This window comes from Streptomyces sp. NPDC046759 (assembly GCF_040645475.1).
GTDB lineage: Bacteria > Actinomycetota > Actinomycetes > Streptomycetales > Streptomycetaceae > Streptomyces.
Window position 1 is genome coordinate 149,486 of the sequence record NZ_JBEYYJ010000012.1, and the last position, 11,637, is coordinate 161,122.

Here is an 11,637-nt window from a genome sequence, read left to right on the forward strand (position 1 = left end):
CGGCCAGGCCGGCACGACGCCCCAGCATGCCGCCGAGGCTAGGAGCCGCGCGGCCGGAGGCGTGTCAGATCGGGCTCCGGCACGCCGGAAGCCACCCGCGCGCACCACGGCGTGAGATCCCGTGTGGTGTGCCCCGCCCGTTCCGGACGGGCCCTGTGGTACGCGGAATCCCCCCGTCACCGAGTGCGGCGTGCTTAGGGTGAGAAGCATGAAGGCCCTCTTGTTGTCCGGTGGCTCAGGTACCCGATTGCGCCCCATCACGCATACATCGGCGAAGCAACTTGTACCGGTCGCGAACAAACCGGTGCTGTTCTACGGTCTGGAGGCGATCGCCGAGGCGGGCATCACCCAGGTGGGGATCGTCGTCGGGGACACCGCCGGGGAGATCCGGGAGGCGGTCGGCGACGGCTCCGCGTTCGGCGTCGAGGTCACCTACATCCCGCAGGCGGCACCGCTGGGGCTCGCCCATGCGGTGCTGATCGCCCGTGATTTCCTCGGCGAGGACGACTTCGTGATGTACCTCGGCGACAACTTCGTCGTCGGCGGCATCACCGGTCTGGTGGACGCCTTCCGCACCGAGCGGCCGGCGGCACAGATCCTCTTGACGAAGGTGCCGAACCCGACCGCGTTCGGTGTGGCCGAACTGGACGCTGCGGGCCAGGTGATCGGACTGGAGGAGAAGCCCACGCATCCCAAGAGCGAGCTGGCGCTGGTGGGCGTGTACCTGTTCTCGCCGGAGGTCCATGAGGCCGTGCGCGCCGTACGGCCGTCGTGGCGCGGTGAGTTGGAGATCACCCACGCCATCCAGTGGCTGATCGACGCCGGACGCGACGTGCGCAGCTCGACGATCTCCGGGTACTGGAAGGACACCGGGAACGTCACCGACATGCTCGAGGTCAACCGCTCGGTGCTGGAGACGCTGGAGCGCCGGATCGACGGCACGGTCGACGACGACAGCGAGATCATCGGCCGCGTCCGCATCGAGCGCGGGGCGAAAGTGACCGGCAGCCGGATCGTGGGTCCGGTGACCGTGGGCGCCAACACCGTGATCACCGATTCGTACGTCGGCCCCTTCACCTCGATATCCGACGACTGCCGGATCGAGGACAGTGAGATCGAGTACTCGATCGTGCTGCGCGACTCCTCGGTGAGCGGCGTCCGTCGAGTGGAGGCGTCCCTCATCGGCCGCAATGTCGAAGTCACTCCCGCGGCCCGCAAGCCCGCCGCCCACCGTTTCGTTCTCGGCGACCACAGCAAGGTGCAGATCTCGTCATGACGACCAGAATCCTGGTGACCGGCGGTGCCGGCTTCATCGGCTCGCACTACGTCCGTACGCTGCTCGGTCCGGCCGGCCCGGGTGGTCTGGCGGTCACGGTGCTGGACAGCCTCACCTACGCGGGCAACCCGGCCAACCTCGACGAGGTGAGCGACCATCCGGGATTCGCCTTCGTCAAGGGAGACGTCTGTGACGCCGCACTGGTCGGCGAACTCCTCGCCGACCACGACCAAGTGGTCCACTTCGCCGCCGAGTCGCACGTCGACCGCTCGATCCTGAGCACCACCGAGTTCATCCGCACCAACGTCCTCGGCACCCAGACTCTGCTGGACGCGGCACTGCGGCACCGAAGACCGAAGACGTTCGTGCACATCTCCACCGACGAGGTGTACGGCTCCATCGACTCCGGCTCCTGGCCGGAGACGGACCCGCTGCGCCCCAACTCCCCGTACGCCGCCTCCAAGGCGTCCAGCGACCTGATCGCCCTGGCACACCACCGCACCCACGGGCTCGACGTGCGGGTGACCCGCTGCTCCAACAACTACGGGCACCACCAGTTCCCCGAGAAGGTCATCCCGCTGTTCATCACGAACCTGCTGGACGGCAGGAAGGTCCCGCTGTACGGCGACGGCGGCAACGTCCGCGACTGGCTGCACATCGACGACCACGTCCAGGGCATCGAGTTGGTGCGCACCAAGGGGCGGGCCGGTGAGGTCTACAACATCGGCGGCGGCACCGAGCTGTCCAACAAGGAGCTGACCGCCCTGCTGCTGGATGCGTGCGGCGCCGACTGGGACACCGGCGTCGAGTTCGTCGCCGACCGCAAGGGCCACGACCGCCGCTACTCGGTGGATTGCGGCAAGTCGCGTGCGGAGCTGGGCTACGAGCCTCGCAAGGACTTCGCCACCGGCCTTGCGGAGACGGTCACCTGGTACCGCGAGAACCGAGCCTGGTGGGAGCCGCTCAGGGAGCGCGCGGCGCTGTGACCACCACTTGGCTGATCACCGGCGCCGCCGGAATGCTCGGGCAGGACGTCCTGGCGCGGCTTCGCCGGGACGGCGAGACCGCCACAGGCCTGGACCGTGGCAGTCTCGACATCACGGACGCCGCGATGGTGCACGACGCGGTCGACGCACACCGGCCCCGGGTCGTGGTCAACTGCGCCGCCTGGACGGCCGTCGACGACGCGGAGGCACGCGAGGCGGACGCCCTGCGGGTCAACGGCGACGGGCCCCGGCACCTCGCCGAGGCGTGCGTGAGGACGGGGGCCCGGCTGATCCAGGTGTCGACGGACTACGTGTTCGCGGGCGACGCCACCGGCCCCTGCGCCGAGGACGCCGCGACGGCACCGCGCAGCGCGTACGGCCGTACCAAGCTGGCGGGCGAACGGGCCGTACTGGCTGCGCTGCCCGAGGCGGGGTACGTCCTGCGCACGGCCTGGCTGTACGGGGCGGGCGGAGGCAATTTCGTCGACACGATGATCGGTCTGGAGTCGGTCAGGGACACCGTCGACGTGGTCGACGACCAGCGCGGACAGCCCACCTGGACGGTGGACCTGGCGGACCGGCTGGTACGGCTCGGGCGGGCCGCCCTCACCGGTGGCGCGCCCGCCGGGGTGTACCACGGCACCAGCGGCGGGGACACGACCTGGTTCGGACTGGCCCGGGAGGTCTTCCGGCTGCTCGGCGCGGACCCCGGACGCGTCCGGCCGACGAGCAGCGCCTCCTTCCCGCGGCCGGCTCCCCGCCCGGCGTACAGCGTTCTGGGACACGCCGGCTGGCGCCGGGCGGGGATCGAACCGATCCGCCCCTGGCGCGAGGCGCTGCGGGAGGCACTTCCGGCTCTGCTCGAAGAGAAGAAAGGTTCAGCCAGGTGAGCTCGAGGATTCAGCCGACCGCCCAGGTCGACGAGACGGCCGCGGTCGGTGACGGAACGACCGTCTGGGATCTGGCGCAGATACGGGAAGACGCCCGGCTGGGCAGCGGGTGCATCGTGGGCCGGGGAGCGTACGTCGGCCCGGGCGTGCGGATCGGGGACAACGTGAAGCTCCAGAACTACGCGCTGGTCTACGAACCGGCGGTGCTCGGTGACGGCGTCTTCGTCGGTCCGGCGGCGGTGCTCACCAACGACCACTCCCCCCGTTCGGTGGACCCGCAGGGCCGGCTCAAGCGCGCCGGCGACTGGGAGGCCGTGGCGGTGGTGGTGGCCGAAGGGGCGTCGCTGGGAGCCCGTTCGGTGTGCGTGGCACCGGTGCGCATCGGCCGCTGGGCGTTGATCGCGGCGGGTGCCGTGGTGACCCGGGACGTGCCGGACTTCGCGCTCATGGCGGGCGTTCCGGCGCGCCGGATCGGCTGGGTCGGCCGGGCCGGCGTCCGCCTGGTCGAACGTGAAGGCGAGCCGGGTGGATGGAAGTGCCCCGAGACAGGCACGCTGTTCGACGAGAAGGACGGTCAACTCGTCGAACAGGCCTGATACTTCGGTTTCCCGCGAAACGCAAATGCTCGAACATCTACCGGCATAACATGTGTGCGAAGTGTGCAGTCCGAGCACAATGAGCGCACGTACCAGTAGTGCCCAGGGGGGGGTTACGGGTGGGGACAGTTGTGCCTGAAGCGAGGAGCGGCATCCGCTCCGACGCCTGACACCGGCCTTGCCTTTCCGCCGCCCGGCCGTCCGGCCGCGGCGAACACAAGCCTGCGCACATGAGGACCCACAGGGGGGTCGGTGTGTCCGAACGATGACCATCACACGTCTGACGGCGCTCGGGCGTGAGGAGCCGGCGCTGCTCGCCCTCGCCCACCGACTGCTCGCAGTCGCCGAGTCGGGACTTCCGTCGATGCTGCTCCCCGGCGGTGAGGCCTTCGCCTTCACCATGGCCGGACGGCAGGCGCCCGACGGCTCCTGGGCCCTGGAGCGCCGCGGGACCAGCACCCGGTACGCGGCCATCACCGCGCTGGGGGTCCGGTTCCTGCCCGAGGAACGCCAGCGAGCGGTGCTCGGCGGCCGTACCGCCGAGGAGTTCACGGGACTGCTGATCGAGTCACTGCCCGCGGTGACCAACCTCGGTGACGCCGCGCTCATCGCGTGGGCCGCCGCCGAGACCGGGCACCCCAAACTGTCCGACGCCGTCGCGCGGGTGGACGCCCTGGACGAGGACGGCCGGCCGCAGTACACCGTCGAGGCGGCCTGGGTGCTGTCCGCGCTCGCGGCGGCTCGCGACACGGTCGATGTGGAGAGACGTTTCACCGCAGCTCGCGACCGTCTGCTGCGGGCCCGGATCGGGGACAGCCCGCTGTTCCCGCACGCGACCGGGCCCGGCCTGGTCCCGTGGTACCGGGCACACGTGAGCTGTTTCGCCGACCAGACGTACCCGCTGCAGGCTCTGGCCCGCGCGCACGCCGGTGCCGGCGGAGGCGGCGATCCGCAGGCGCTGGCCGCGGCCGAGGCGTGCGCGGCGCGCATCTGTGAGCTGCAGGGCGACGGCGGGCAGTGGTGGTGGCACTACGACGCGCGCACCGGCGGTGTGGTGGAGGGTTACCCGGTCTACAGCGTCCACCAGCACGCGATGGCGCCGACCGCCCTGTTCGATCTCGCCGATGCCGGCGGCACCGACTTCGGCGCGGCGATCCGCAAGGGCCTGCGCTGGATGACGGACGTGCCCGAACTGGCCGAACGCCCGCAGCACCGGGAACCGTTGATCCTCGACGGGCTCGGTGTCACCTGGCGCAAGGTCTACCGGGGCGACCCGAAGAAGGCCGTACGCGCCGCCCGGGGACTCGGCACCCGGGTCGCTCCGAACCTGCGGTTGAGGTCCCTGGACCGGTTGTACCGCCCCGTCTTCGTGGACCGCGAATGCCGGCCGTACGAATTCGGCTGGATGCTTCATGCCTGGCAGGGGGGCCGGATATGAGCGAGCGTCGGACCCTGTTCGGGGTCGAGCTGGACCCGCTGACCATGGACGAGACCGTGCAGCGCTGCCTGGCCGCGGTGCGGGACGGCCGACAGCTCGAGATCGGGGTGGTCAACGCCGCGAAGCTGGTGAACATGCGGCGGGACGACCGGCTCGCCAGGGCCGTGGCCGGTTGTGATCTCGTCCTGGCCGACGGACAGGCCGTGGTCTGGGCCGGCCGCGTGCTGCGCGCGCCGCTGCCGGAGCGGGTGGCCGGAATCGACCTGTTCATGCGGCTGCTGGCCGAGGCCGAATCGGCAGGCATGTCGGTGTACTTCCTCGGTGCGAGGCAGGAGGTCCTGGAGCGGATGCTGCGCCGGGTGGCCGACCGCTTCCCCGACCTGAAGGTGGCCGGCAGCCGCAACGGCTACTTCGACGACTCCCAGCAGGCGGCCGTCGCGGACGCGATCGCCCGCAGCGGCGCCCAGATGCTGTTCCTCGGCATGACCTCGCCGAAGAAGGAGATCTTCACCGCCGCCCACGGCGCCCGCACCGGCGCCCGCGTCGTGCACGGCGTCGGCGGCTCCTTCGACATCCTGGCGGGGGTCACCAAGCGGGCCCCCGAGTCCTGGCAGCGGTGGGGACTCGAGTGGCTCTACCGCGCCCTGCAGGAGCCGCGCCGCCTGGGCAGACGCTATCTCACCACCAATGGCGCCTTCCTTCTCATGACGGCGCGGGAGTTCGTCCGCCTCACCCCGTCGCCCGCTTCCGCGAACAGGAGTCACTGATGCGCGTCGTCGTGGTCGGACAGGGATACGTCGGCCTGCCGCTGGCCATCCGGGCCGCCGAGGTCGGCCACGAGGTGATCGGCTACGACGTCGACTCCCGGCGGATCAAGAGCCTGGCCGCCGGTGAGTCCTTCGTCGAGGACGTCTCCTGCGAGCGGATCCGCGCGGCCCTGGACGCAGGCACCTACCGCCCGAGCGAATCGGCCCGCGACTGCGGCGGTTTCGACGTCGCCGTGGTGACCGTCCCGACCCCGCTGCATGAGGGCACTCCCGACCTGCGCTACATCAAGGAGTCGGCGGTCACCCTCGCCCGCTATCTGCGTCCCGGGGCCACGGTCGTCCTGGAGTCGACCACCTACCCCGGCACCACCCAGGAGCTGTTCGCCCCGATCCTGGAGGACGGCTCGGGACTGACCGCGGGCTCCGACTTCCACCTCGGGTACAGCCCCGAGCGGATCGACCCGGGAAACACCGTGTGGGGCTTCAAGGAGACACCGAAGGTCGTCTCCGGCGTCGACACCGCCTCGCTCGAGGCCGTCCAGGACTTCTACGGGCAACTCGTGGACACCACCGTGCCGGTGAGCTCGCCCAAGGAGGCCGAACTCGCCAAACTGCTGGAGAACACCTTCCGCCATGTGAACATCGCGCTGGTCAACGAGATCGCGATGTTCGCCCACCATCTGGACATCGACGTGTGGCAGGCCATCGACGCCGCCTCCAGCAAGCCGTTCGGCTTCATGAGGTTCACACCCGGCCCGGGCGTCGGCGGCCACTGCCTGCCGATCGACCCCTCGTACCTGTCCTGGCGGGTCCAGCGCGAACTCGGACAGAGCTTCCGCTTCGTCGAACTGGCCAACGACATCAACAACCACATGCCCGAGTACGTGGCGCGCCGCATCAGCGACCTGTTCAACGAAAGACGCCGGTCCGTGAACGGCTCGCGCGTCCTGCTGCTCGGCCTGGCGTACAAGAAGAACACCGGCGACGCCCGCGAGTCGCCCGCCCTGCGCATCTCCCAACTGCTGCTCGACATGGGCGCCCAGGTCAAGGCGGCGGACCCGCACGTCGTCGAGAGCCTTCCCGTGGACGCCCGGCTGGTGCGGGTGGAGCCGACGCCGCAGGAGCTGGCGGACGCCGACGTGGTGGTGCTGCTCACCGACCACGACGGCTTCGACTACGACCTCGTCGCCGAGCACGCCCCGTTCGTACTCGACTGCCGTCGACGGCTGCCGTCCGGACCCACGATCGAGGTGCTCTGAGCCATGCCGCGCATCGTCTGCGTCGCCGGGGCGCGCCCCAACTACATGAAGATCAAACCGGTGATGGACGCCCTGGAGCGCCGGGGCGCCGAGGTGGTCCTCGTCCACACCGGGCAGCACTACGACCCGGCCATGAACGACGTGTTCTTCGCCGACCTCGGCATCCGGCCGCCCGACCGCTTCCTCGGGGTCGGATCCGGCACGCACGCCGAGCAGACCGGCCGCGTGATGACCGCGTTCGAGCCCCTCCTCGACGAGATGTCCCCGGACGTCGTGGTCGTGGTCGGCGACATCAACTCCACTCTGGCCTGCGCCCTGGTCACGGCCAAGGCCGGACCGCTGCTGGCCCACGTCGAGGCCGGCCTGCGCAGCCGCGACTGGAGCATGCCGGAGGAGGTCAACCGCGTCGTCGCCGACCGCGTCAGCGACTACCTGCTGGCTCCCTCGCCCGACGCCGTCGAGAACCTGCGCGCGGAAGGGTACCGGGAGGACCAGATCCACCTCGTCGGCAACGTCATGATCGACACGCTGCTGGCCAACCTGGAACGGGCCAGGGCCTCGGACGTCCTCGACCGATACGGCCTGACCAGAGGCGAGTACGGTCTGGTCACCCTGCACCGCCCGGCCAACGTGGACGACCCAGAGGTCCTCGCCGGGCTTCTGAAGGCACTGGGCGAGACAGCCGGGCGCTGCCCGCTCCTGCTGCCCGTGCACCCGCGTGCGGCGGGACGGCTGGACGGTACCGGCGTGCCCGCGGGCATCCGGCTCGTGCCGCCCGCCGGATACCTGGACTTCATCGCCCTGCAGGACTCCGCCCGCCTCGTGCTGACCGATTCCGGGGGCATCCAGGAGGAGACCACCGCGCTCGGCGTGCCGTGCGTGACCCTGCGCGACAACACCGAACGGCCCATCACCGTGGAACAGGGCACCAATGTGCTCGCCGGGCGGGATCCTGCCCGGATCGTGTCCGTCGTGAACCGGGTGCTGGACGAGCCGCCCGCGCCGCGCCGGCCCGACCTGTGGGACGGTCGCGCGAGCGACCGCATCGCCGGGGTGCTGCTGGGGGGAGGCACCGCCGGCACCCGGCCGAGGCCCACCGAGCGGACGTCCCCCGTATGATCCGCTCGCGTCATGCTCGTCGAACGTCAGGTCGCTAGGGGGACCACCACCATGGATCTCGCGGAGATCGTCCGGGTCATGCGCAGGCGCTGGTACGTCCTGCTGCCCGGACTACTGCTGACCGCCGTCCTGACCGTGGCCGTGGCCCTGCTGGTCCCGGTCACCTACCAGTCGCAGAGCACGGTGGTCCTGCTGAACTCCCAGAAGGCGACCCTGGCCTACGACGGCAACCCCTTCCTCAGCACCCAGACCTCGCTCACCGGTATGGCCGACAGCCTGGCCCGGAACCTCAACTCCGACGCGTCCGTCCGGGAGTTGAAGTCCCGTGGCCTCACCGGCACGTTCGAGGCCAAGCTCGCCGACAACGCCCAGGGTCCGCTGATGTGGCTCACGGTGACCGGCACGGACGAGGCCGCGGTCCTGTCCTCCGACCGCGTCCTGACCGCGTACGCCGAGGAACGGCTGGACCAGTTCCAGAAGCAGCAGTCGGTCGCCCCGAAGGCGATGATCCGCATGACGACCATCGTGCCTCCGCAGAACCCGGTGGCGCAGACCAAGACCCGGCTCGAATACCTGGTCCTGGCCGGGTGCCTGGGCCTGGTGCTGAGCCTGGTCGCCGTCTTCTACGTGGAGGCGCGCCGCAGGTCGCGCACACCGGTGCGGCCTGACGAACCGGTGCAGCCGGTCCCCGCCCCCGAGCCGGGGGCCGGGGAACCGGCCGCGGACCAGACGATGACCCTCCGGCCGCCGCCCACCTGGTCGCAGTCCACCGGGAACGGGCCGGCCGCCGAGCCGGGGGCCGCCCGGCCCGCCATGGCCGTGGCGCCCGCCGCCGAGCCGCTCGACGAGGAGTCGACTCATGGACAGCGTTCGCACACCGGACAGCGGGACCGCTGAACCGAGCGACACCCCCGCTCCCGCGACCCTGGGCCGCAAGGTCCGCAACGCGGCCCGCTGGAGCCTGATCAACACCGTCGTCATGCGCCTCGGCAACTTCGCCACCGGCATCCTGCTGGCGCGCTTCGCCCTCGGACCGGCCCAGTGGGGTGTCTACGGCATCGCCCAGACGGTGCTCCTGGTCCTGCTCTCCGCCAACGAACTCGGTGTCGGCCTGGCCATCATCCGCTGGGACGGCGACCCCCGCCGCTTCGCGCCGACCGTGCTCACCCTGGGCGCGGCGTCCAGCGGGCTGCTGTACGCCGTCCTGTTCGTCTCGGCGCCGGCCGTGGCCGGGCTGCTCGGCTCGCCCGAGGCCGCGGGCGTCCTGCGGGTGATGTGCCTGTGCGTGGTGACGGACGGGGTGGCCCAGGTGCCCGCCGGCTTCCTGGCCCGGGAGTTCGCCCAGGGCAGGCGCATGCTCGTCGACGCGGCCAACTTCCTCGTCAGTACCGCCGTCACCCTGGCGCTGGCCTTCGCCGGCTGGGGCGCGATGAGCTTCGCCTGCGGCGCGGTCGCGGGCAACGTCGCCGCCCTGATCGGCTGCGCCCTGGCCGCGCCCGGCACCCTGCGATTCGGCTGGGATCCCGAACAGGCCCGTGCGCTGCTGAAGTTCGGGCTGCCCCTGGCCGGCGCGAGCCTGCTCGCCCTCGCCGTCGTGAACGTGGACACCCTGGTCGTCGGCTCCTCCCTGGGCCAGGTCTCGCTCGGCTTCTACGTCCTGGCGTTCAACATGTCCGGCTGGCCGGTGCGCATCGTGTCCGAGGCGGCCCGACGTGTCTCGTTCGCCGGCTTCTCCCGGCTCGCCGACTCCCCGCAGGCCCTCGCCCAGGGCTTCAGCCGCGCCCTGGGAGTGCTGGTCGCCGGCACCGTCCCCCTGTGCGTGCTGCTCGGGGGCCTCGCCGCCCCGGTGGTGCACCTCGTGTACGGGAGCCGCTGGCTGCCCGCCGCCGCCGCGCTGCCGTGGCTGATGGCCCTCGGCCTGATCCGTATCGGCTGCGAACTCGCCTACGACTGCCTGGTCGCCACCGAGCAGCGCCGTGCTCTTCTGCTCGTCCAGGGGCTCTGGGTCGTGGCGCTCGTCCCCGTCCTCCTCGTCGGCGCACGCCTGGGCGGCATCGTCGGCGTCTCCCAGGGCCACGTGCTGGTCGCCGGCTGTCTCGTGGTGCCCGCCTTCCTGCATGCCCTCGGCCGGGCCGGGATCGGTCTCGTCCCGATGGCCCGGGCCTGCGCCTGGCCCTTGCTCGCGGGAGTCGTGATGGCCCTGGTGCTCCTTGCCGCGAAGCGGTTCCTCGGCGAGAGCACCCTCGCGCTCTGCGCCGTCGGTGCCGCCGCCCTGGTCTGTTACGTGCTGTGTGTCCTGCCCGGCCGCCGCATCCTGCTCGGCTCCCGCACCGTGGAGACCGCATGACCCGGTTACGCCGACTGCTCGCCGTCCTGGCGCTCGTGCTGGCCACCGCCTGCGCCGGCGGCGCTTCCCCTCCTCCCCGTGAGGACGGGAAGGAGACCGCTCACTCCGGTGCCGGGCGCACGGACACGCCTCACGCGGGACCCGCGGCACCCGGGGAAGCGGGTTTCCCCGACGCCCGCAGCACCGGCCCCCGTGTCCCCCTCACGCCCCACGCCACCGGCGACATGACCGTCAGGACCGACGGGGCCGTCATCAAGGGATGGGACATCACCGGCTCGCTCGACATCTACGCGAACGACGTGACCATCGTGGACACCAGGATCACCTCCGCCAACTGGTGGGGGGTCAACCTGCGCCCCGGCCACAGCGGCCTGCGGATCCTGCACACCACCATCACCGCCGTCCCCGGCAAGGGCCCCGACAACGGCGGCGTGGACTACGCCGTCTCCAACATGGGGACCAGCTCCGTCGAGGTCGGCTGGTGCGACGTCTCCGTCTTCGGCAACGCCCTCTCGATGGGCCAGGGCGACATCCACGACACCTACGTGCACGACCTCGTCCCCTTCCGCAACACAGGCGGCGAGTGGCAGCACACCGATGCGGTGATCAGCGGCGGAGGCGGAAAGGGCAAACTGATCATCCGCCACAACACCTTGCTGAATCCCGTCTCCGTCGACCGCGGGGCCTCCGCGAGCATCGGCCTGTTCGCCGACACCGGCCACGTCTCCGACACGGTCGTCGACGGCAACCTGCTGGCCGGGGGCGCGTACGCCCTCTACGCCGGCGGCAAGGGCGCCACCGGGATCACGGTCACCGACAACGTCTTCTCGACGCGGTACCACCACAACGCCGGGGGCTACGGAGCCGTCACCGCCTGGAACGCCGGCGGCAACGGCAACGTCTGGCGCGGCAACAGGTTCTCCGACGGCACCCCCATCACCCCCGAGCCGGCCGGCTGA

General features: G+C 71.0%; 11 protein-coding genes. All 11 read left to right on the top strand.

Annotated elements, in window-relative coordinates; translation table 11 throughout:
• Positions 1–208 precede the first annotated feature (208 nt).
• The 11 genes from ABZ919_RS18545 to ABZ919_RS18595 all read left to right on the top strand — a co-directional run bounded on the left by ABZ919_RS18545 (position 209) and on the right by ABZ919_RS18595 (position 11,637).
• Positions 209–1,276, top strand: coding sequence for a glucose-1-phosphate thymidylyltransferase (locus ABZ919_RS18545; protein WP_361248618.1), 1,068 nt, complete (start codon positions 209–211; stop codon positions 1,274–1,276).
• Positions 1,273–2,262, top strand: coding sequence for a dTDP-glucose 4,6-dehydratase (gene rfbB / locus ABZ919_RS18550; protein WP_361248619.1), 990 nt, complete (start codon positions 1,273–1,275; stop codon positions 2,260–2,262). Before ABZ919_RS18545 ends, rfbB begins: the two co-directional genes overlap by 4 nt.
• Positions 2,259–3,152, top strand: a complete 894-nt coding sequence (gene rfbD, locus ABZ919_RS18555; RefSeq protein WP_361248621.1) for a dTDP-4-dehydrorhamnose reductase — start codon at positions 2,259–2,261, stop codon at positions 3,150–3,152. The genes rfbB and rfbD overlap by 4 nt, the downstream gene beginning before the upstream one ends.
• Positions 3,149–3,748 carry an acyltransferase gene (locus tag ABZ919_RS18560; protein ID WP_361248623.1) on the top strand — a complete coding sequence of 200 codons (600 nt, stop codon included), beginning with the start codon at positions 3,149–3,151 and terminating at the stop codon, positions 3,746–3,748. Before rfbD ends, ABZ919_RS18560 begins: the two co-directional genes overlap by 4 nt.
• 265 nt (positions 3,749–4,013) lie before the next feature.
• The gene (locus tag ABZ919_RS18565; RefSeq protein WP_361248625.1) at positions 4,014–5,186 is read left to right on the top strand and encodes a hypothetical protein; all 1,173 of its coding nucleotides are present in this window, start codon (positions 4,014–4,016) and stop codon (positions 5,184–5,186) included.
• A complete protein-coding gene (locus tag ABZ919_RS18570; protein WP_361248626.1) occupies positions 5,183–5,953 on the top strand; it encodes a WecB/TagA/CpsF family glycosyltransferase in 771 nt (256 codons plus the stop codon). The genes ABZ919_RS18565 and ABZ919_RS18570 overlap by 4 nt, the downstream gene beginning before the upstream one ends.
• Positions 5,953–7,212, top strand: coding sequence for a nucleotide sugar dehydrogenase (locus ABZ919_RS18575; protein ID WP_361248628.1), 1,260 nt, complete (start codon positions 5,953–5,955; stop codon positions 7,210–7,212). The genes ABZ919_RS18570 and ABZ919_RS18575 overlap by 1 nt, the downstream gene beginning before the upstream one ends.
• 3 nt (positions 7,213–7,215) lie before the next feature.
• Positions 7,216–8,331: a UDP-N-acetylglucosamine 2-epimerase (non-hydrolyzing) gene (gene wecB / locus ABZ919_RS18580; protein ID WP_361248629.1), complete on the top strand. Its 1,116-nt coding sequence runs from the start codon at positions 7,216–7,218 to the stop codon at positions 8,329–8,331.
• A 12-nt stretch (positions 8,332–8,343) separates the two neighbouring features.
• Positions 8,344–9,228 (top strand): Wzz/FepE/Etk N-terminal domain-containing protein, encoded by an 885-nt coding sequence (locus ABZ919_RS18585; RefSeq protein ID WP_361248630.1) that lies wholly within the window; start codon positions 8,344–8,346, stop codon positions 9,226–9,228.
• Positions 9,191–10,678: an oligosaccharide flippase family protein gene (locus ABZ919_RS18590; protein ID WP_361248632.1), complete on the top strand. Its 1,488-nt coding sequence runs from the start codon at positions 9,191–9,193 to the stop codon at positions 10,676–10,678. Before ABZ919_RS18585 ends, ABZ919_RS18590 begins: the two co-directional genes overlap by 38 nt.
• Positions 10,675–11,637, top strand: coding sequence for a hypothetical protein (locus tag ABZ919_RS18595; RefSeq protein WP_361248634.1), 963 nt, complete (start codon positions 10,675–10,677; stop codon positions 11,635–11,637). The genes ABZ919_RS18590 and ABZ919_RS18595 overlap by 4 nt, the downstream gene beginning before the upstream one ends.

What these genes read in the sequence shown, in the direction of transcription:
- ABZ919_RS18545 (WP_361248618.1), top strand. Translation starts at nt 209, where the DNA reads ATGAAGGCCCTCTTGTTGTCCGGTGGCTCAGGTACCCGATTGCGCCCC.
- rfbB (WP_361248619.1), top strand. Translation starts at nt 1,273, where the DNA reads ATGACGACCAGAATCCTGGTGACCGGCGGTGCCGGCTTCATCGGCTCG.
- ABZ919_RS18565 (WP_361248625.1), top strand. Translation starts at nt 4,014, where the DNA reads ATGACCATCACACGTCTGACGGCGCTCGGGCGTGAGGAGCCGGCGCTG.
- ABZ919_RS18570 (WP_361248626.1), top strand. Translation starts at nt 5,183, where the DNA reads ATGAGCGAGCGTCGGACCCTGTTCGGGGTCGAGCTGGACCCGCTGACC.
- ABZ919_RS18575 (WP_361248628.1), top strand. Translation starts at nt 5,953, where the DNA reads ATGCGCGTCGTCGTGGTCGGACAGGGATACGTCGGCCTGCCGCTGGCC.
- wecB (WP_361248629.1), top strand. Translation starts at nt 7,216, where the DNA reads ATGCCGCGCATCGTCTGCGTCGCCGGGGCGCGCCCCAACTACATGAAG.
- ABZ919_RS18585 (WP_361248630.1), top strand. Translation starts at nt 8,344, where the DNA reads ATGCTCGTCGAACGTCAGGTCGCTAGGGGGACCACCACCATGGATCTC.
- ABZ919_RS18590 (WP_361248632.1), top strand. Translation starts at nt 9,191, where the DNA reads ATGGACAGCGTTCGCACACCGGACAGCGGGACCGCTGAACCGAGCGAC.
- ABZ919_RS18595 (WP_361248634.1), top strand. Translation starts at nt 10,675, where the DNA reads ATGACCCGGTTACGCCGACTGCTCGCCGTCCTGGCGCTCGTGCTGGCC.